The sequence below is a fragment of the Actinacidiphila bryophytorum genome (assembly GCF_016916835.1).
Taxonomy (GTDB): domain Bacteria; phylum Actinomycetota; class Actinomycetes; order Streptomycetales; family Streptomycetaceae; genus Actinacidiphila; species Actinacidiphila bryophytorum.
This window is the reverse complement of record NZ_JAFFIX010000002.1, coordinates 268809-288005: the sequence shown is the minus strand read 5'-3', so window position 1 is coordinate 288005 and position 19197 is coordinate 268809. Positions and strand designations below refer to the sequence as shown.

The following is a 19197-nucleotide window of genomic DNA, read 5'->3' as shown; positions in this document are numbered from 1 at the left end:
GCCTCTCATCAGCGGGTTGGCCCGATGCGCACCCGCTTTTCTATATTCCTGGCCATGCCAGAGATTCAGCTCCTCCGCCCCGGTCACATTCCCGCCCTGCTCGACTTCGAGCTGGAGAACCGGGCCTACTTCGCCGCGTCGATCTCGGATCGGGGGGACGACTACTTCGCCCACTTCGACGAGCGGCTTCATGCGCTGCTCGCCGAGCAGGATGCGGGGATCTGCTACTTCCATGTGATCGCCGGGCCGAAGGGGGAGATCCTGGGGCGGGTGAACCTCGTGGACGCGGCGGACGGCGAGGCCGAGCTGGGGTACCGGATCGCCGAGCGGGCCGCGGGGGCCGGGCTGGCGAGCTGGGCCGTACGGGAGCTGTGCGGGATCGCCGCCAACAGCTACGGGCTCACCGACCTGCGGGCGGCCACGACGCTGGACAACAAGGCGTCGCGGGCGGTGCTGGCCAGGTCGGGGTTCGAGGTCGTCGGGGAAAGCGAGTTCGGCGGGCGGCCGGGGCTGACCTTCCACCGCAGCCTCGCCGAGTTCGCCGTACGGCCGAGCGCACCGGCCGTACCGTAGGCAGACCGGCGGCCTGTAGGCCGCCTCCCGGACAACAGCCGCACCCCTTGGCACCTCCCGTACCGGCAGCCATCCTGGGTCCGCCGCAACCGCGGCTGGCACCCGTACGGTTACCGAAAGGGACAGCGATGACCTCGTTCTCAGCCCCGTTCAACCGCCGCACTCTGCTGCGCGGCAGCCTGGCCGCCGGTGCCGGGGCAGCCCTCGGGCCGCTGCTGCTGTCGTCCTCCGCGTACGCGTACTCCTGGTCGCGCACCCTGTCGCAGGGGATGACCGGCGCGGACGTCACCGAGTTGCAGATCAGGGTCGCGGGCTGGCCGACGGCCAGTGCCGGGCACGTACGGGTGGCGATCGACGGGGACTTCGGGCCCGGGACGGCCGCGGCGGTGCGGCTCTTCCAGTCGGCGTACGGCCTGTCGTCCGACGGCGTCGCCGGCCCCGCCACCCAGGCGCAGCTCAACGCCCTGCAGCAGTCGGACGGTTCGACCGTGCACTTCGACTTCAGCGAGTTCACCGACCGGGTGAGCGGCACCTTCGACGGCGGCAAGGTCAGTGCCGCCGCCGCCAAGGAGAACGTCCGCCGGGCGATGTACAAGCTCGAAGCGCTGCGCAAGAAGCTCGGCAATGTGCCGATCACCGTCAACTCCGGCTTCCGCAGCATCGCGCACAACGCCGACGTGGGCGGGGCGAGCGACAGCATGCACCTGTACGGCACCGCCGCCGACCTCGACGTGCCCGGCGTCTCCAACCAGACGGTCTACCGCAAGGCGGAGACCTGCGGCTTCTCCGGTCTTGAGACCTACACCGAGGACCACCAGCACGTGGACAGCCGCGCGGACCTCGGCCGCGCCTGGTGGTGGCAGGACGGCACCATCTGAGCCCCGCCCACAGACGACGGGGCTCAGCCCAGCAACAACCAGGCCCGTCGCCGCCGCCCCCGCCGCCGTGAGGAACGCGAGGGCGGCGGTGCCGTCGGGGGCGGACGGTTGCGTTCCGCGCGGGCGGCGTGGACACCGGCATGGGGCGGTGCGAGCATCGGTCGATGGGCACCACGAGACAACCACCGCACCGCCGACGGGACTTCCTGCTGCTGTGGGGCGGGCAGACGGTCAGCGAGATCGGTTCGCAGATTTCCGTGCTGGCGCTGCCGCTGGTCGCGGTCGTCGTGCTGCACGCGAGCGCCTTCCAGGTGGGGCTGCTGTCCGCGGCGGGCACCAGTGCGTACCTGCTGGTGGCGCTGCCCGCGGGGGCGGTCGTGGACCGGGTGGCCAAGCGGCGGCTGATGATCGGCTGCAACCTGGGGCTGCTGGCCGTCGTCGGCTCGGTGCCCGCCGCGCACGCGGCCGGGGTGCTGACCCTCGGGCAGCTCTACGGTGTCGCGCTCGCCTCCGGTGTGCTGTCGGTGTTCTTCTCGGTCGCCTACCAGAGCTATCTGCCCGCGCTGCTGGAGCGCGAGCAGCTGATGGACGGCAACGGCAAGCTCGCCGCCTCGCAGTCCGCCGCCCAGATCGCAGGACCCGGCGCGGGCGCCGGGCTGGTCTCGCTGGTGGGCGCCGCGGCGGCGGTGACCGCTGACGCGCTGTCCTTCGCGGTGTCCGCGCTGTCGCTCGCCGCGATACGCGCCAGGGAGCCGGAAAAGGCCGAGGCCGCGGCACGGCCCACGCTGCGGGCGCAGATCGGCGCGGGCCTGAACCATGTGCTGCGCGACCCGATCCTGCGCAATGCGGTCGCGTTCAACGGCACCGCCAACTTCTTCGTGATCATGGTCGAGACGCTCGGCCCGGTCTTCCTGATCCGCAGCCTCGACCTGCGTCCCGGCCTGGTCGGGCTGCTGCTGGCGCTGGGCGCGGCCGGCGGGGTCGCGGGCGGGGTGGCGGCGGCACCGCTGGCCCGGCGGGTGGGCTCGGCCCGGATCAGCTGGGTCGCGATGACGGTGCTGTCGCTGCCCGGGCTGCTGATCCCGCTGGCCGGGCGCGGCTGGGCGGTGCTGCTCTTCGGCGCCGGCTGGATCTCCTGGACCTTCGCCTCCACCGTGACCGGCATCTCGCTGACCAGCTACCGCCAGGCCACCTGCCCGCCGGAACTGCTGGGCCGGGTCAGCGCCGCCGCCCGCTGGATCACCTGGGGCACTCTTCCGCTGGGCGGCCTGGCCGGCGGGGCGCTCGCCGCCGCGCTCGGGGTGCGGGCGACGCTGTGGATCGCGGTGGCGGGCGGCTGCTGCGCCGGCCTGTGGCTGCTGTTCTCGCCGCTGCGGCGGATGCGCGACATCCCGCTGGGCCGCCTTTCGGGACCGCTGCCGGCCGCCGGGGCGGCCTGAGCCCGGGAGGGGAGGGGCCTGACGGCGTACGGCCGTTCGTGGTTGGCTGTGCCGACCGCAACCGATCGATGCGAGGACCAGAACATGTACGAGTACAAGGTCGTCTCCTTCCGCGAGTCCCTGATCGGCGACGCGCTCGACGGGGACAAGCTGGAGAAGACCCTCAACAAGCACGCCGCCGACGGCTGGGCGCTGAAGTCCATCACCGCCGCCGACGTGAAGGGCCGCATAGGCCCCGGCGCCGTCGAGGGCCTCCTCCTCACCTTCGAGCGCCCCCGCCAGGGCTGATCCCCGCCAGGGCCGACCGCCCGGCCGCGGCTCGTCCGGCCGCGGCCCGTCGGCCCGCGGCTCACCTGCCCGCGGCGGCGGCCACCTTGCGTACGGTCCGGGCCAGCGACAGGCCGCCGACGGCGCCGACCGCCGACAGCGCCGCCATCCACTCCGCCGTCGTGGCGATGGCATGGCCCGAAGGACGGGACTGCGCCAGCGAGAGGAAGACGGTGCCGAAGGCGGCCACGCCGACGACCTGGCCCAGCTGCATCGTGGTCGTGAGCAGCCCGCTGGCGTCCGGCGCCTCCGCGGGCCGCACCCCGACCAGGGCCAGCGCCAGCAGCGGGCTGAGCGACAGCCCGGTGCCCGCCCCGCACACGACCAGGCCCGCCCACAGCAGCGGGCCGGTCTGCGTACCGCCGTGCAGGCCCGCGGCCACGGCGAGGTAGCCGGCCGCGCACAGCACCAGGCCCGCGGCCGGCAGCAGCGCGTGGGTGCGGGCCGGCAGCGAGCGCCAGAAGAAGCCGACCAGGCCGAAGACCGCCGCCATCGGTACGAAGGCGAGCCCGGCGCGCAGCGCGCTGTCGCCCAGGCCCGACTGCAGGTGCAGCGCGAAGGTGAACAGGAAGCCGCCGTAGGCGATCTGCATGCAGGTCAGGGTGCCGATGCCGGCCGCCATCCCGGGGGCGCGCAGCACGCTGAGCTTCAGCAGCGGATCGCCGCCGCGGGCCGCGGCCCGCCGCTCGACGGCGTAGAAGACCGCGGCGAGCACCAGGCCCGCGGCGATGCAGGCGTAGGTCCAGGCGGGCCAGCCGGTCTCGTGGCCCAGCACCAGCGGCAGCACCACCAGGAAGACCGCGGGTATCGCGACAGCCAGCCCCGTGACGTCCAGCCGCCGGCTGGCACGCGGCTCGTCGGCGGGGACCAGGCGGGGGACCAGCGCCACGAGCAGGGCGCCGAGCGGCACGTTGACCAGGAAGACCGGCCGCCAGGCGGCGTCGAGCAGGTCCGCGTCGACCAGGACGCCGCCCAGGACCAGTCCGGCGACCGCGCCGACCGACAGGACGGCGCCGTAGGCGGACAGCGCCTTGGCGCGGGCGGGGCCGGTGAAGCGCATCTGGATCACGCTGATGATCTGCGGCGCCATCACGGCCGCCCCCGCGCCCTGCACGAGCCGCGCGGCGACCAGGGTCCCGGTGTCCGGGGCGAGCCCGCACAGCAGCGAGGTGAGGGTGAAGACGCAGGCGCCGAGCAGGTACATGCGGCGCCGCCCGTAGAGGTCGCCGAGCCGGGCGCCGGTGATCAGCAGCATCGCGTACGCGACGGTGTAGCCGCCGACGACCATCTGCAGCGAGGCGCCCGAGGCGTGCAGGTCGGCGCCGATGGTGGGCATCGCCACATTGACGATGGTGACGTCGAGCAGGCCCATGAACTGCCCGAGCAGCAGCACGGACAGCATCAGCCACGGCCGCCGCACCTCCTGCGGGGGCGCCGCCGCGGGGCTGCCCGCGGTGCGCGCGGTGAGGTCGGGACCGGCCATGTCGCTCTCCTTCCGTACGAACGGGTGTGTCTCGTCGCCCGGTACCGATACGGCCGACCCGCCGATCTCATCGGCGGCGGGCGGGGCCGCCACCGATGAGATCGGGGTGCCGCGCGGGTCTACACCCGGCGAGGGCGCAGCTGCGCCCCGCACCCCGGACACGCACCCGAACCCGGACCCGGCAGGGAGGAGTGGCCTTGGACGGCGCGCGGAGCGAGGAGAGCGCAGAGGCGGAGTTCGCCCGGCTCACCGGTCCCCACCGGCGCGAGCTGCACGCGTACTGCTACCGGATGCTCGGCTCGGTCCACGACGCCGAGGACCTGGTGCAGGAGACGCTGCTGCGCGCCTGGCGCGGCTACGGCCGCTTCGAGGGCCGCTCCTCGCTGCGCACCTGGCTCTACCGCATCGCCACCAACGCCTGCCTGCGGGCGCTGGAGAACCGCGACCGCCGCCCGCTGCCCGCCGGGCTCGGCGACCCCGTCGAAGACCCGCAGGCGCCGGTGGCCGCGGCGGCGCCCGAGGTGCCGTGGCTCGACCCCTTCCCGGACGCGCCGGGGGAGGCCGCCGACCCCGGGGCGATCGTGGCGTCCAGGGCCGGGATGCGGCTCGCGCTGATCGCGGCGCTGCAGTACCTGCCGGCCCGACAGCGGGCCGCGCTGATCCTGCGGGACGTGCTGGAGTGGCCGGGGCCGCAGGCCGCCGAGATGCTCGGGGTGTCGCTGCCCGCGGTCAACAGCCTGCTGCAGCGGGCGCGTACGCAGCTGCGCCAGGCCGCGCCCGCGGAGGACGACCTGGCCGAGCCCACCGACCCGGACATGCGCGCCCTGCTGGACCGCTACGCCGCCGCCTTCCAGAACGCGGACGTCGGCGCGCTGACCCGGCTGCTCACCGAGGACGCGGTCTACGAGATGCCGCCGATCCCGACGTGGTTCGCCGGGCGGGCCGCGGTCGCCGTCTTCGCCGCGTCCCGGGCGCCCGCGGACCCGGCGGACCTGCGGCTGGTCCCCACGTCCGCCAACGGGCAGCCGGCGCTCGCCACCTACCGGCGCGGCCCCGACGGCCGCCACCACCCTCACTCGGTGCAGGTCCTCACGCTCGCGGGACCGCTGGTCTCCCGCGTGACCGCTTTCCAGGACCCGGCGCTCTTCCCGGTGTTCGGCCTGCCCGCAGTGCCGCCTGCCGTGCCGCCCGCCGTTCCGCACTGACTGCACTGACCGCACTGACCGCACTGACCGCGCACGCCGCAGACCCGGCGTTGTCACAGGCAGCGGTTACGCTGCCGGTATGCCGCCTGCCAGCCGCCGCCGTGCGCGCAGTTACGACCCCGACCGGACGTGGGACGCGCTGGTCGCGCAGGCCGGGCGGGTGCGGGACGCGGTGCGCGGGCTGGACGCGCAGGAGTTCGCGCTGCCGTCCGGGCTGCCCGGCTGGGACGTGACGCTGCTGGTCGCGCACATCGTGCGGCAGGTGGACGTCCTCGGGCTGCTGCTGGCCGAACCGGAGCCGCTGCCCGGGGGGCGGCTGACCGGCCTGGACGCCTGGACGCAGGAGACCGGCCCGATCGCCGCCCGGCTGGACGGGTCGACGCGTGAGGCGGCAGCCGCGATGGCGGGCGGCCCGGTCGCCGCGGTCGAGGCGGCGGTCGACGGGCTCGCGGGCCTGCGGGCCGAGGCGCTGCGGCCCGGCAGGCTGCTCCCCGAGCCCTTCGGCGGGATGCGCGCCCTGGACTTCACGGTGACCCGGCTGGTGGAGCTGGTCGTGCACAGCGACGACCTGGCCAGGGCGACGGGCCGTGACGTGCCGCTGGAGCGCCAGGCGTTGGCGGCGGCGGTGCGGGTGCTGGCCGACGGGCTCGCCGCGAAGGCGCCGGGCAATGCGGTGGAGGTGCGGGTGCCGCCCTTCGCCGCGGTGCAGTGCGTCGAGGGGCCGCGGCACACCCGCGGCACGCCGCCGAACGTCGTGGAGACCGACCCGGTCACCTGGCTGCGGCTGGCCACCGGCCGCACCGGCTGGCCCGAGGCGCTGGAGTCGGCGGCGGTGGCCGCCAGCGGTGAGCGCGCGGACCTCTCGCCGTACCTCCCGGTCATGCGCTGAGCCATGGGCGGAGCCGCACCGGGTCATCCGATATGTCCGGACAAATACCCCGTCGATCTTGGCGTAATTACGCCGGTAATCGCATTCGGTATATGCCGCCCTGTCGGCCGCTCCTAGAATTTCCACAACGGGGACGGACGGGAATGCCGAATTCCGGTCACGGGACCCGTTCGGAAACACGCCCGCCGGAACCCCCGTACCGGCGGGCGTTTCCGTGTTCGGGCGGTCGCCGGGCGCGCGGCGACCCTATGATGCGGGTCGCGAGCGCCGCCGGCCGGACGCCAACCCCCTTACCGGCCGGCTCGCACCTTCCTTGGGGGGCACGTCACACCCCCGTGCCCCCCAAGGCGCTACGCGCATAGAAGTGCTGATCGCGTACGTCCCCCGTTCGGACGACGGGCGAACCTGCCCTAGACTCGGAGACGTGCCTCGTGGTGACGGACGACTCAGCCACGACCTGCTCCCCGGCGAGAAGGGCCCCCAGGACGCGTGTGGCGTCTTCGGTGTCTGGGCCCCCGGCGAAGAGGTCGCCAAACTCACCTATTTCGGGCTGTACGCCCTGCAGCACCGCGGACAGGAGTCCGCGGGAATCGCAGTGAGCAACGGCTCCCAGATCCTGGTCTTCAAGGACATGGGCCTGGTCTCCCAGGTCTTCGACGAGACCTCGCTCGGCTCGCTGACCGGCCACATCGCCGTCGGCCACGCCCGCTACTCGACCACCGGCGCCTCGGTGTGGGAGAACGCGCAGCCCACCTTCCGGGCCACCGCCCATGGCTCCATCGCCCTCGGCCACAACGGCAACCTGGTCAACACCGCCGAGCTGGCCGAACTGGTCGCCGACCTGCCGCAGACCCCCGGGCGTACCAACCGGGTCGCGGCGACCAACGACACCGACCTCATCACCGCGCTGCTCGCCGGGCAGACCGCCGACGACGGCACCCCGCTGTCGGTCGAGCAGGCCGCACACCAAGTGCTGCCGAAGATCAAGGGCGCTTTCAGCCTCGTCTACATGGACGAGCACACCCTGTACGCGGCCCGCGACCCGCAGGGCATCCGCCCGCTGGTGCTGGGCCGCCTGGAGCGCGGCTGGGTCGTCGCCTCGGAGAGCGCGGCGCTGGACATCTGCGGCGCCAGCTTCGTACGGGAGATCGAGCCCGGCGAGCTGGTCGCGATCGACGAACAGGGCCTGCGCACCTCCCGCTTCGCCGAGGCCCGCCCCAAGGGCTGCGTCTTCGAGTACGTCTACCTCGCCAGGCCCGACACCGACATCGCGGGCCGCAACGTCTACCTGTCCCGGGTCGAGATGGGCCGCAGGCTGGCCAGGGAGGCGCCCGTCGAGGCCGACCTGGTCATACCGACGCCGGAGTCGGGCACCCCGGCCGCCGTCGGATACGCCGAGGAGAGCGGCATCCCGTACGGCTCGGGCCTGGTCAAGAACAGCTACGTCGGCCGGACCTTCATCCAGCCCTCGCAGACCATCAGACAGCTCGGCATCCGGCTCAAGCTCAACCCGCTCAAGGAAGTCATCCGCGGCAAGCGGCTGGTCGTGGTGGACGACTCGATCGTCCGCGGCAACACCCAGCGCGCCCTGGTGCGGATGCTGCGCGAGGCCGGCGCCGCCGAGGTGCACGTGCGGATCTCCTCGCCACCGGTGAAGTGGCCGTGCTTCTTCGGCATCGACTTCGCCACCCGCGCCGAGCTGATCGCCAACGGCATGTCGGTCGAGGAGATCGGCACCTCGCTGGGCGCCGACTCGCTCGCGTACATCTCGATCGACGCCATGGTCGAGGCGACCACCATCGCCAAGCCCAACCTGTGCCGCGCCTGCTTCGACGGCGAGTACCCCATGGACCTGCCCGACCCCGAGCTGCTCGGCAAGCAGCTGCTCGAAGTCGAGCTGGCCGGCGGCGCGGACGCCGCCGACGCCCTGCGCAGGCCGTGACCTCCGCCCTGCCACCCGACACGAAAGTGCCAGCAATGCCTGAGACAACCGGAGCGACCGGTGCCAGCTACGCCGCCGCGGGCGTCGACATCGAGGCCGGCGACCGTGCCGTCACGCTGATGAAGGAGTGGGTGCGCAAGGCCACCCGCCCCGAGGTCGTCGGCGGCATCGGCGGCTTCGCGGGCCTCTTCGACGCCTCCGCGCTGAAGCGCTACGAGCGCCCGCTGCTCGCCTCCGCGACCGACGGCGTCGGCACCAAGGTGGACATCGCCCGCCGCATGGGCGTCTACGACACGATCGGGCACGACCTGGTCGGCATGGTCGTGGACGACCTGGTGGTGTGCGGGGCCGAGCCGCTGTTCATGACCGACTACATCTGCGTCGGCAAGGTCCACCCCGAGCGGGTCGCCGCCATCGTCAAGGGCATCGCCGAGGGCTGCGTACTGGCCGGCTGCGCCCTGGTCGGCGGCGAGACCGCCGAGCACCCCGGGCTGCTGGGCGCCGACGAGTTCGACGTCGCGGGCGCCGGCACCGGAGTGGTCGAGGCGGACCGCCTGCTGGGCGCCGACCGTATCCGCAACGGTGACGCGGTGATCGCCATCGAGTCCTCCGGGCTTCACTCGAACGGGTACAGCCTGGTGCGGCACGTGCTCTTCGACCGGGCCGGCTGGGAGCTGGAGCGGCAGGTTCCCGAGCTGGGCAGGACGCTCGGCGAGGAGCTGCTGGAACCGACCAGGATCTACTCGCTGGACTGCCTTGCGCTGACCCGCACCGCCGAGGTGCACGCCTTCTCGCACATCACCGGCGGGGGCCTGGCCAACAACCTGGCCCGGGTCATCCCCGACGGGCTGCGGGCCACCGTCGAGCGGTCGACCTGGACCCCCGCCCCGATCTTCGGCCTGGTCGGCGCCGCGGGACAGGTGGAGCGCGCCGAGCTGGAGAAGACGCTGAACATGGGCGTCGGCATGATCGCCGTGGTGCCGCAGCAGTCGGTCGACGTCGGGCTTGGAACCCTGGCCGACCGGGGCGCCGAGGCGTGGGTCGCCGGGGAGATCACGGCACGCGAAAGCGGCGCAGCCGCCGTGGAGCTGGTCGGTGACTACGCGGGCTGACCCGGTGGCCGGGGTGCCGGTGGCCGGATTCGTACGCTCACCCGGTGGCACGGGGGCCGCCGGGGCACGACGAAACCCGGTCCGGGGCTGGTCGCCCCCGGCCGGGTCAGCGTGTGCGGTCTCTTCGCTGCGTCAAGCGCGACGGCGCTGCGACGAGGGCGAGGAGTCGGACGACTGGTCGTCCTCGTCTTCGTCGTCGTCGTTGTACAGATCCGCGTACTGAGCGTACGGGTCGTCGTCGTCCAACTCGTCGTCATCGTCCTCGACAGGCTCCGGATTAACCGGCCTCGACGGCGATGCGCCCAGCTCGTCGGCCAGACGTGAGAGATCCGTGCCGCCGCTGTTGTACTTCAGCTGGCGGGCGACCTTCGTCTGCTTGGCCTTGGCCCGGCCGCGCCCCATGGCTCGACCCCCTTAACGGCGGGGCTCATGGCCCCGAGTCTTGACACGCGTTCATGATGCGGAGCGGTCTCTCCGGAGAGAGACCGGTCCGTAGGGCCTCAACGGTACCTGCTTCCGACGCCGCACGGTACGTCGCCCGCACGACGCGCGTCGGATCAGGGGCCGTTCACGACCCTGTCCTGCCTGGTCAGGCCCGATTTTACCTTCTTCTAGCGCGAACTTGCTATCGGGCCGTGCGTTCGGTCACGTGCGTCACTCAAGGACGCAGCCATTCCGCCGCAGGAGTGCGTTCGGCCATCCGGTGCTCGGCGAGCCGGTCGGCGGCGACCGCGGGCGGCACCCCGTCGGCCTTCGCCCGGTCGAAAATGGCCAGGGTCGTGTCGTAGATCTTCGTCGCCTTGGCCTTGGCCCGGTCGAAATCGAAACCGTGCAGTTCGTCCGCGACCTGGATCACACCGCCCGCGTTCACCACGTAGTCGGGCGCGTACAGGATGCCGCGGTCGGCCAGGTCCTTCTCCACGCCGGGGTGCGCCAGCTGGTTGTTGGCGGCGCCGCACACCACGGTCGCGGTCAGCGCCGCCACCGTCGGGTCGTCCAGGGCGTGGCCCAGGGCGCAGGGCGCGTACACGTCGAGGGGGGTGCGGACCAGCACCTCGGCGTCGCCGACCGCGCCGACCTGCGGGTGCCGCGCGATGATCGCGTCCACCGCGTCGGCCCGCACGTCGGTGACCACGACCTCGGCGCCGTCGTCGACCAGGTGCTGCACCAGGTGCTTGCCGACCTTGCCGACGCCGGCGATGCCGACCCGGCGGCCGCGCAGCGACGGCTCGCCCCACTGGACGCGGGCGGCGGCGCGCATGCCCTGGAAGACACCGAACGCGGTGAGCACCGAGGAGTCGCCCGCGCCGCCGTTCTCCGGCGAGCGGCCGGTGGTCCACCGGTTCTCGCGGGCGACGACGTCCATGTCCGAGACGTACGTGCCGACGTCGCACGCGGTGACGTAGCGGCCGCCGAGCGAGGCGACGAAGCGCCCGTAGGCGAGCAGCAGCTGCTCGGTCTTGTCGGTGTCCGGGTCGCCGATGATCACGGCCTTGCCGCCGCCGTGGTCGAGCCCGGCGAGGGCGTTCTTGTACGACATGCCGCGGGCGAGGTTGAGCGCGTCCTCGACGGCCTCGTCGTCCGAGGCGTAAGGGAAGAAGCGGGTGCCGCCGAGTGCGGCGCCCAGCGCGGTGGAGTGGAGCGCGATGACGGCCTTGAGGCCTGACGCGCGGTCCTGGCAGAGAACGACCTGCTCGTGTCCGCCCTGCTCCGATCGGAACAGCTTGGCGACGACACTCTCGGTCTGTCGTACGTCGGTCACGGTGGTGACTCCCATAGTCCAGTGTGCCCAGTGCTTTCGGGTTGTCGCGCCCCCCGTGCGGGTGGCGGAGGGGTTGATGGCCACAGCGTAGGCCCTGCGGGACCGGGCGGGTGGCCGGGATCACGTCCGGGCGGTGCGGGCGCGTGGGACGATCGGGGTGACGGCACGGTGGCGCGAGGGAGCGGGTGTGGGCGGTTCACCGGTAGTGGTCCCGTACGCGGCGTATTTGCGGGTCTACGAGCCGCTGGCGGCCTTTCCCGAGCCCGAACGCAGCCACTGGTACCGCTATGCCGCGGCAGGCCACGGGCGGACCGCACAGGACGAGCTGCGGCAGTCGCTCGCGGGCCTCGTCCCGGTGCCGCCGATCGCCGTCCCGGTGCATGAGAGCGCCGACGCCTTCGTCGCCGTGGTCGGCGGGGTGACCCATGTCTGCCCCTGGCGCACCCGGCTGCGCGGCTGGCTCGCACTGGAGCGGGTCGGCGGCCGGCTCCCCGAGCCGGTGCTCGACGCGATGCTGCCGCCGGTGGTCCGCCGGCAGGCCGCCGCCGACCACGAGGCCTGGCGCGAGCGCAACCCCGACGCGCGGCCCTGGATCCGCACCGCCACCTGGCATGTCCCGGTGCGCTGGTTCGTGCTGGTCGGCGACGACGAGCGGGAGTACGAGCCGGCGGGCGCGGGCGAGTCCAAGGAGCCGCTGCTGCGCTACCGCACGCCCATGGTGCAGGCCAGGCGCCGGGTGGCGCGCGGCCTGCGGGTGCTCAAGGACTCCCTGGACGACGGCGGCCCGCTGGTCGACGGGCTCATCGACGTCGGGCGCTGGCTGGAGGAGTTCCACCCGCGCTCGCTGGTCGAACTGGACTACGGCGGCCTGGTCCATGTGATGGGACCCGAGCGGCTGGCCGAGGACCGCTCGGCCGCCGACGTCGCCGAGGGCCTGGCGGCGCTGCGGGCCGGCGACTCGGCGGCGGCGGGAGTGGCGTACGAACGCCTGACCGAGCGCTGGCGGGCGGTACGGGAACGCCAGTTCTCCAGCTGAGCCGGCGCCCTCCGGTGCGGACGATTTTGGATGTATGGCCCAAGGGTGACGGAGAGCACGTACCCGGAGTCTTGCCTGCATCACCATGTGTCATGCCAAAATGGGACAACGGGGTCCGCCTCGGTGCGCCTCGAAGGTGGGGATGTTGCAGATGATCGTACTGTGACTGATCGTCACGCTCGGGTGACTGTCCGTTATGACACGGTCCATCGTCTTCCGTCGAGCTTGAACACCTGAGAGGGCAAATCCATCGGTTTGGCCGACGCGGCTGGACGGATGGTGTAGTTGTAGTGCCGAGGACAAGCCGTTCGTCCTATTACCGACTCGGCCCGCGTCTGCCATTTCGGGCAACGTGGGTCAAGGTGCAGAATTTAGAGGAAAGAACCGCGTTGGTTCGGTTCTCTCAAGGAGGCCGCTCATGACCGCTCGCACCCCTGATGCCGAGCCGTTGCTAACCCCTGCCGAGGTCGCGACCATGTTCCGCGTCGACCCCAAGACGGTCACGCGCTGGGCCAAGGCAGGCAAGCTCACGTCCATCCGCACGCTGGGCGGGCACCGCCGCTACCGCGAAGCGGAGGTCCGTGCGCTGCTCGCGGGTATTCCGCAGCAGCGCAGCGAGGCCTGACAGCCCTTCTGGGCGCCGCCCCCCTTGTCGGCGCCCGGCCGCACGGCGCACCTGCCCCCATCAGGGACGGCCCGCGGCCTGTGCTCCACCGGCACCACCCGATCCACCCGCAGTACCCCGTACCACCACGCACCGCCCGTACCACCCGGATCCCGCCGGATCCGCCCGTAACACCACGGCAGCATCGCAGCGCCACAGGATCGCATCGGACTCCGCCGGGTCCGATGCGGTCCTTTTTCGTGCCTTGGGTGTACGTCCCGGACGGGGTGCCATTGCACATATTAAATCGACAGCCCTCCGGAGGGCGTTGGGTTCCGCGATTGCGAATCGACTTTACGTGACTCCCGTCACATGCGCGGCTCTTGTGGATCTTGCGGGCGGTGCGGTAGTGAACTCCCGCGCCTGGAGGGGGAGGACGGCCGCACCGGATGTGCGCCGGCGCACACGAAAAGACCCGGCCCGCGAGAGCGGTACCGGGTCGTGAGGGTGCGGTGCGGGGTCGTGCTGAAGTTGTGCGGTCCTGACGGGATTTGCTGTGGCCTTTTTGCGGCTGGCGCCGCGGGCGCGGCTTCGGTGGGTGGCCGGGCATGGCGGCGGCCCGCGTCCGCTGGGGCGCGGGCCGTTCATGTTGTGCGGTCCTGACGGGATTTGCTGTGGCCTTTTTGCGGCTGGCGCCGCGGGCGCGGCCTCGGTGGGTGGCGGGGCATGGCGGCGGCCCGCGTCCGGTGGGGGCGCGGGCCGTTCATGTTGTGCGGTCCTGACGGGATTTGAACCCGCGGCCTCCACCTTGACAGGGTGGCGAGCACTCCAAACTGCTCCACAGGACCTTGCTGCGAGACAGACTGTACAGCAGGTCAGGGGGTGCGGTCGAACTCGATCGCGACCTCAGGACCAGGCCTCGTCCAGGGCCTTGAAGACGCGCTTGTCCGAGACCGGGAAGGCCGTGCCCAGGGCGTGCGCGAAGTAGCTGACGCGCAGCTCCTCGATCATCCAGCGGATGTCGCGCACCGCGGCGGGGACGGGCCGGCCCGCGGGCTGGGCGGCCAGCAGCTCGGCGTACTCCGCCTGGATCTCGCGGACCTTCTCCATGCGCGTGGCGTCCCGCTGCGCGCCGGTGGGCATCTGCTGGAGGCGGCGGTCGGCGGCCACCAGGTAGCGCATCAGGTCGGGCAGCCGTTTCAGGCCCGTCTCCGTCACGAAACCGGGGTGCACGAGGCCCGCCAGCTGCTCCCTGACGTCCTGGAGGTTGGCCACCAGCACCAGGCTCCTGGTGTCCTTCAGGCGGCGCTCACAGGAGTGCCAGGCGGCCAGCACCTGCTGGACCTGCTTGATGCTGCGGCCGGTCAGCTCCACCAGGTCGGCCCGCACCGCGTCGAAGAGCTTGCGGTAGGCCTCCTCGTCCCAGGCGGGGCCGCCGTGCTCGGCGATCAGCCGGTCGGCCGCCGCGGTGGCGCAGTCCTCGAACAGCGCCTGCACGCTGCCGTGCGGATTGCGCGACAGCGCCAGCTTCTGCTGGTTGGACAGCTGGTCGGCGGCGAACTTCGCCGGGTTGACCGGCACGTTCAGCAGCACCAGCCGGCGTGTCCCGCGCCACATGGCCGCGGCCTGCTCCGGCTCGGTGTCGAACAGCCGCACCGCGACCGAATCGCCCTCGTCGACCAGCGCCGGGTACGCCTTGACCGGCTGCCCGGCCCTCCTGGTCTCGAAGGTGCGCGGCAGCGTGCCGATCGTCCAGTCCTTGAGCCCGGTGCGCTGCTCGACGCTCGCCAGCGCAGGGTCGGAGGCGCGCTCGAAGGCCTTGGTGATGGCCTCCCGCGTCTTCGGCTTGAGCCGCAGTTTCAGCGCGTCCAGGTCCTTGTCCTCGGCGACGGTACGCCGCCGCTCGTCGGTCACCCGGAAGGTGACCTTGAGGTGGTCGGGGACCTTGGCCAGGTCGAAGTCCTCCGCGCTGACCGGCACCCCGACCATCCGCTGCAACTCCCGCGCCAGCACGCCGGGCAGGGGGTCGGGTCCCGCGACCGCCCGCTCCAGGAAGGCCTTGGCGTAGTTCGGCGCGGGCACGTAGTGCCGCCTGATGGGTTTGGGCAGCGAGCGGATCAGCTCGGTGACGACCTGCTCGCGCAGGCCCGGGATCTGCCAGTCGAAGCCGTCGGGCACCGCCTGGTTGAGCACCTGCAGCGGTACGTGGACGGTCACGCCGTCGGCGTCCGCGCCCGGCTCGAACTGGTAGGTGACGCGGAACTTCAGCGCGCCCTGCCGCCAGGAGTCGGGGTAGTCGGCCTTGGTGACGGCCTCGGCGCCCTCGTTGATCAGCATGGAGTGCTCGAAGTTGAGCAGCTCCGGCTCCTCGCGGCGCCTGTGCTTCCACCACGAGTCGAAGTGCGCGCCGGACACCACGTGCTCGGGCAGCTTGCGGTCGTAGAAGTCGAAGAGGGTCTCGTCGTCGACCAGGATGTCGCGCCGCCTGGCGCGGTGCTCCAGCTCCTCGACCTCGCCGAGCAGCTTGCGGTTGTCGTGGAAGAACTGGTGGTGGGTGCGCCAGTCGCCCTCGACCAGGGCGTTGCGGATGAACAGCTCTCGCGACACCTCGGGGTCGATCCGCCCGTAGTTGACCTTGCGCTGGGCGACCAGCGGGACGCCGTAGAGGGTCACCTTCTCGTACGCCATCACCGCCGCCTGGTCCTTCTCCCAGTGCGGCTCGCTGTAGCTGCGCTTGACCAGGTGCTGGGCCAGCGGCTCGACCCACTCCGGTTCGATCTTCGCGTTGACCCGCGCCCACAGCCGGGAGGTCTCCACCAGCTCGGCCGACATGATCCACCGCGGCGGCTTCTTGAACAGCGCGGAGCCCGGGAAGACCGCGAACTTCGCGCTGCGGGCGCCCAGGTACTCGTTCTTGTCGGTGTCTTTGAGCCCCAGGTGCGACAACAGCCCGGCGAGCAGCGACTGGTGCACGCGTACCGGGTCGGCCGCGTCGTCGTCCGACCTCGGCTCGGTCACCGTGATGCCCAGCGACTTCGCGACCGAGCGCAGCTGGCTGTAGATGTCCTGCCACTCGCGGATGCGCAGGTAGTTCAGGAACTCCGAGCGGCACATCCGGCGGAAGGCCGAGGACGACAGCTCCTTCTGCCTGCCCCTGACGTACGTCCACAGGTGCAGGAAGGCCAGGAAGTCGCTGCTCTCGTCACGGAAGCGGGCGTGGCTCTGGTCGGCCTGCTGCTGCTTGTCCGAGGGCCGCTCGCGCGGGTCCTGGATGGACAGCGCCGCCGCGATCACCATCACCTCGCGCACACAGCCGTTGCGCTCCGCCTCCAGCACCATGCGGGCCAGCCGCGGGTCCACCGGGAGCTGCGCGAGCTTGCGCCCGGTCTGCGTGAGCCGCTTGCGCGGGTCCTGTGAAGAAGAGGGGCGTCCATCGGACTCGTTCAAGGGTGGTGGTGGGCGACGGGCGGGGGAGTCGAGCGCGCCCAGCTCTTCGAGGAGTTGGACGCCGTCCTTGATGTTGCGGCTGTCCGGCGGGTCGATGAAGGGGAAGCGCGCGATGTCGCCGAGACCGGCCGCGGTCATCTGCAGGATCACCGACGCCAGGTTCGTACGCAGGATCTCCGCGTCCGTGAACTCCGGCCGGGACAGGAAGTCGTCCTCGTCGTAGAGCCGGATGCAGATGCCGTCCGACGTACGCCCGCAGCGCCCCTTGCGCTGGTTCGCGCTGGCCTGGCTGACCGGTTCGATCGGCAGCCGCTGCACCTTGGTGCGGTGGCTGTACCGGGAGATCCGCGCCGTGCCGGGGTCGATCACGTAGCGGATGCCGGGGACGGTCAGCGAGGTCTCCGCCACGTTCGTGGCCAGCACGATGCGCCGGCCGGCGTGCTGCTGGAAGACCCGGTGCTGCTCGGCCGACGACAGGCGCGCGTACAGCGGCAGCACCTCGGTGTGCCGGAGGTTCTTCTTCACCAGTGCGTCCGCGGTGTCGCGGATCTCCCGCTCACCGGACAGGAAGACCAGGATGTCGCCGGGGCCTTCCGCCTGCAGTTCGTCCACCGCGTCGCAGATCGCCGTGACCTGGTCCCGGTCCGTGTCGTCGCCGCCCTCCTCCAGCAGCGGCCGGTAGCGCACCTCCACCGGATACGTCCGCCCGCTGACCTCCACGATCGGGGCGTCGCCGAAGTGCCGCGAGAAGCGCTCCGGGTCGATCGTCGCCGAGGTGATGATCACCTTCAGGTCCGGGCGGCGCGGCAGCAGCTGGGCCAGGTAGCCGAGGATGAAGTCGATGTTCAGGCTGCGCTCGTGCGCCTCGTCGATGATGATCGTGTCGTACGCGCGCAGCTCGCGGTCCGTCTGGATCTCCGCCAGCATGATGCCGTCGGTCATCAGCTTGACCAGGGTGGAGTCCCCGACCTGGTCGGTGAAGCGCACCTTCCAGCCGACCGCCTCGCCCAGCGGCGAACGCAGCTCCTCCGCGACGCGCTCGGCGACCGTGCGGGCCGCGATGCGGCGCGGCTGCGTGTGCCCGATCAGGCCGCGGACCCCGCGGCCCAGCTCCAGGCAGATCTTCGGGATCTGCGTCGTCTTGCCCGAGCCGGTCTCGCCCGCGACGATCACCACCTGGTGGTCGCGCACCGCCGCCAGGATGTCGTCCTTCTTCTGGCTGACCGGCAGCGCCTCGGGATATGTGATCTGCGGCACGGCGGCCCTGCGGGCCGCTATACGCTGCTCACCGCGCTCGATCTCGGCGTCGATCTCCGCGAGCACCGCCGCCTTGGCCTCCGGCTTGCGGATGCGCCGGGCGCCGTCGAGCCGCCGGCCGAGCCGCTGCTCGTCGCGCAGGGTCAGGCCGGCCAGGCGTTTGGCCATGTCACCGGTGGTCGGGTAAGTAGACATACGCGACCCATGCTCGCACCTGCGCGCCAGGAGGTGCGACCCCATTTCCCCGCGGCGCCACCCGTGCGCCCCCGCACTCCGGCGGCCAAACGGAGCAGGCCCCGTCCCTCGGGGGGACGGGGCCTACTCCGTGCGGTGGCTGGGGCCGGGGTCGAACCGGCGACCTACCGCTTTTCAGGCGGTCGCTCGTACCAACTGAGCTACCCAGCCGCAGCGGTCCTGACGGGATTTGAACCCGCGGCCTCCACCTTGACAGGGTGGCGAGCACTCCAAACTGCTCCACAGGACCTTGCTGTACTGCGTGTACTGCTTCGTGCGGGACAAGTCTGACACATCACGTGCCATGCTCCTGCACTGGTTTTCCGCGACGCTCCCGGTGACTTGCCCTCCGTGACCGGTTGAGCACTGCCTGACAGGCCGTTGTCGCTGGATCAGCGTATCAGACCCCGGGACCCCTCCCGGGCGGCCATCGTTACAACGGTGAGTCCAGGACGACCCCCCCGCAGGAGGAGCTGAGCGATGGATACCCGCAGGTTGCGTATCGGTACGGCGGCCGCCGCCGCCCTGCTGGCCGGGGCGGCGGCCTGCGGCCACGACTCGGGCGGCACCGCCCGGCAGGGCGCACCGACGCCCCCGCCGACGACGTCCGCGCCGACGACCGCGCGGCCCGCGCCGACGACACCGCCCGCGACCGAGCCCGCGGCCCCGGCGACCACCCCGCCCGTACCGACCCGTACGGCGACCACCGCGCCGCCCGCCCGGTCGGACACCGCCGCCTGCTTCGACGGGACGTGCGAGATCAGCGTGGCGGAACCGCTGACGATCCGGGTCGACAGCCACCGCTTCGGCTTCTCGTCCTTCCGGATCACCGAGGTCGGCGCCGGCGGGGTCACCGTCGAGGCGCGGACCGGCGGGACGTACCTCCAGTCGGGGGTCAGCCCGGGCGGCACGGCCGGTCTGAACGACCTCCAGGTGCGGGTGAAGTCGGTCCGCGGCGGCGTCGCCGACCTGGTGCTGTCGGTGCGCTGACCACCAGGACCGGCGCGGA

At 72.1% G+C, this 19197-nt stretch carries 15 protein-coding genes and 3 tRNA genes; 11 read left to right on the top strand and 7 right to left on the bottom strand.

Annotated elements, in window-relative coordinates; translation table 11 throughout:
* Nucleotides 1-54: 54 nt before the first annotated feature.
* The 4 genes from JT723_RS04420 to JT723_RS04405 all read left to right on the top strand — a co-directional run bounded on the left by JT723_RS04420 (nt 55) and on the right by JT723_RS04405 (nt 3178).
* Nucleotides 55-573, top strand: a complete 519-nt coding sequence (locus JT723_RS04420; protein ID WP_205043034.1) for a GNAT family N-acetyltransferase — start codon at nt 55-57, stop codon at nt 571-573.
* A gap of 128 nt (nt 574-701) precedes the next feature.
* Nucleotides 702-1451, top strand: coding sequence for a D-Ala-D-Ala carboxypeptidase family metallohydrolase (locus JT723_RS04415; protein WP_205043033.1), 750 nt, complete (start codon nt 702-704; stop codon nt 1449-1451).
* A gap of 164 nt (nt 1452-1615) precedes the next feature.
* The gene (locus tag JT723_RS04410; RefSeq protein WP_205043032.1) at nt 1616-2890 is read left to right on the top strand and encodes an MFS transporter; all 1275 of its coding nucleotides are present in this window, start codon (nt 1616-1618) and stop codon (nt 2888-2890) included.
* A gap of 84 nt (nt 2891-2974) precedes the next feature.
* Nucleotides 2975-3178 carry a DUF4177 domain-containing protein gene (locus JT723_RS04405; RefSeq protein WP_205043031.1) on the top strand — a complete coding sequence of 68 codons (204 nt, stop codon included), beginning with the start codon at nt 2975-2977 and terminating at the stop codon, nt 3176-3178.
* 61 nt (nt 3179-3239) lie between these two features.
* Here the strand turns inward: JT723_RS04405 and JT723_RS04400 are convergent, their stop codons facing one another.
* Nucleotides 3240-4700 carry an MFS transporter gene (locus JT723_RS04400; protein WP_240165042.1) on the bottom strand — a complete coding sequence of 487 codons (1461 nt, stop codon included), beginning with the start codon at nt 4698-4700 and terminating at the stop codon, nt 3240-3242.
* A 191-nt stretch (nt 4701-4891) separates the two neighbouring features.
* On the opposite strand from JT723_RS04400, the gene JT723_RS04395 reads away from it, so the two are divergent.
* The 4 genes from JT723_RS04395 to purM all read left to right on the top strand — a co-directional run bounded on the left by JT723_RS04395 (nt 4892) and on the right by purM (nt 9848).
* Nucleotides 4892-5905: a sigma-70 family RNA polymerase sigma factor gene (locus tag JT723_RS04395; RefSeq protein WP_307794015.1), complete on the top strand. Its 1014-nt coding sequence runs from the start codon at nt 4892-4894 to the stop codon at nt 5903-5905.
* Nucleotides 5906-5984: 79 nt separating this feature from the next.
* Complete coding sequence (locus tag JT723_RS04390) at nt 5985-6794, top strand: maleylpyruvate isomerase family mycothiol-dependent enzyme (RefSeq protein WP_205043029.1); 810 nt, start codon at nt 5985-5987, stop codon at nt 6792-6794.
* A gap of 424 nt (nt 6795-7218) precedes the next feature.
* Nucleotides 7219-8736 carry an amidophosphoribosyltransferase gene (gene purF, locus JT723_RS04385; protein WP_205043028.1) on the top strand — a complete coding sequence of 506 codons (1518 nt, stop codon included), beginning with the start codon at nt 7219-7221 and terminating at the stop codon, nt 8734-8736.
* 35 nt (nt 8737-8771) lie between these two features.
* Nucleotides 8772-9848, top strand: a complete 1077-nt coding sequence (purM, locus tag JT723_RS04380) for a phosphoribosylformylglycinamidine cyclo-ligase (RefSeq protein ID WP_205043027.1) — start codon at nt 8772-8774, stop codon at nt 9846-9848.
* A gap of 132 nt (nt 9849-9980) precedes the next feature.
* Here the strand turns inward: purM and JT723_RS04375 are convergent, their stop codons facing one another.
* On the bottom strand, nt 9981-10250 hold the full coding sequence (locus JT723_RS04375; protein ID WP_205043026.1) for a DUF3073 domain-containing protein: 270 nt from the start codon (nt 10248-10250) through the stop codon (nt 9981-9983).
* A gap of 256 nt (nt 10251-10506) precedes the next feature.
* Nucleotides 10507-11625, bottom strand: a complete 1119-nt coding sequence (locus JT723_RS04370) for a Leu/Phe/Val dehydrogenase (protein WP_205043025.1) — start codon at nt 11623-11625, stop codon at nt 10507-10509.
* 172 nt (nt 11626-11797) lie between these two features.
* Between JT723_RS04370 and JT723_RS04365 the strand changes: the two genes are divergently transcribed.
* The gene (locus JT723_RS04365; protein ID WP_205043024.1) at nt 11798-12646 is read left to right on the top strand and encodes a DUF8083 family protein; all 849 of its coding nucleotides are present in this window, start codon (nt 11798-11800) and stop codon (nt 12644-12646) included.
* 418 nt (nt 12647-13064) lie between these two features.
* A complete protein-coding gene (gene bldC / locus JT723_RS04360) occupies nt 13065-13271 on the top strand; it encodes a developmental transcriptional regulator BldC (protein ID WP_003949541.1) in 207 nt (68 codons plus the stop codon).
* A gap of 752 nt (nt 13272-14023) precedes the next feature.
* On the opposite strand, the gene JT723_RS04355 is transcribed toward bldC, so the two are convergent.
* The 4 genes from JT723_RS04355 to JT723_RS04340 form a co-directional block, all read right to left on the bottom strand.
* Nucleotides 14024-14098, bottom strand: a tRNA-Asp gene (locus JT723_RS04355).
* A gap of 58 nt (nt 14099-14156) precedes the next feature.
* Nucleotides 14157-18149, bottom strand: coding sequence for an ATP-dependent RNA helicase HrpA (gene hrpA / locus JT723_RS04350; RefSeq protein WP_205043023.1), 3993 nt, complete (start codon nt 18147-18149; stop codon nt 14157-14159).
* Nucleotides 18150-18285: 136 nt separating this feature from the next.
* A tRNA-Phe gene (locus tag JT723_RS04345) sits at nt 18286-18359 on the bottom strand.
* Nucleotides 18360-18363: 4 nt separating this feature from the next.
* Nucleotides 18364-18438 (bottom strand) — tRNA-Asp (locus JT723_RS04340).
* A 230-nt stretch (nt 18439-18668) separates the two neighbouring features.
* Between JT723_RS04340 and JT723_RS04335 the strand changes: the two genes are divergently transcribed.
* Complete coding sequence (locus tag JT723_RS04335) at nt 18669-19178, top strand: hypothetical protein (RefSeq protein WP_205043022.1); 510 nt, start codon at nt 18669-18671, stop codon at nt 19176-19178.
* Nucleotides 19179-19197 lie beyond the last annotated feature (19 nt).

Bases quoted from the DNA above. Each gene is read 5' to 3' on its own strand.
- JT723_RS04420 (WP_205043034.1), top strand. From the start codon at position 55: ATGCCAGAGATTCAGCTCCTCCGCCCCGGTCACATTCCCGCCCTGCTC.
- JT723_RS04415 (WP_205043033.1), top strand. From the start codon at position 702: ATGACCTCGTTCTCAGCCCCGTTCAACCGCCGCACTCTGCTGCGCGGC.
- JT723_RS04410 (WP_205043032.1), top strand. From the start codon at position 1,616: ATGGGCACCACGAGACAACCACCGCACCGCCGACGGGACTTCCTGCTG.
- JT723_RS04405 (WP_205043031.1), top strand. From the start codon at position 2,975: ATGTACGAGTACAAGGTCGTCTCCTTCCGCGAGTCCCTGATCGGCGAC.
- JT723_RS04400 (WP_240165042.1), bottom strand. From the start codon at position 4,700: ATGGCCGGTCCCGACCTCACCGCGCGCACCGCGGGCAGCCCCGCGGCG.
- JT723_RS04390 (WP_205043029.1), top strand. From the start codon at position 5,985: ATGCCGCCTGCCAGCCGCCGCCGTGCGCGCAGTTACGACCCCGACCGG.
- purM (WP_205043027.1), top strand. From the start codon at position 8,772: ATGCCTGAGACAACCGGAGCGACCGGTGCCAGCTACGCCGCCGCGGGC.
- JT723_RS04375 (WP_205043026.1), bottom strand. From the start codon at position 10,250: ATGGGGCGCGGCCGGGCCAAGGCCAAGCAGACGAAGGTCGCCCGCCAG.
- JT723_RS04370 (WP_205043025.1), bottom strand. From the start codon at position 11,625: ATGGGAGTCACCACCGTGACCGACGTACGACAGACCGAGAGTGTCGTC.
- bldC (WP_003949541.1), top strand. From the start codon at position 13,065: ATGACCGCTCGCACCCCTGATGCCGAGCCGTTGCTAACCCCTGCCGAG.
- hrpA (WP_205043023.1), bottom strand. From the start codon at position 18,149: ATGTCTACTTACCCGACCACCGGTGACATGGCCAAACGCCTGGCCGGC.
- JT723_RS04335 (WP_205043022.1), top strand. From the start codon at position 18,669: ATGGATACCCGCAGGTTGCGTATCGGTACGGCGGCCGCCGCCGCCCTG.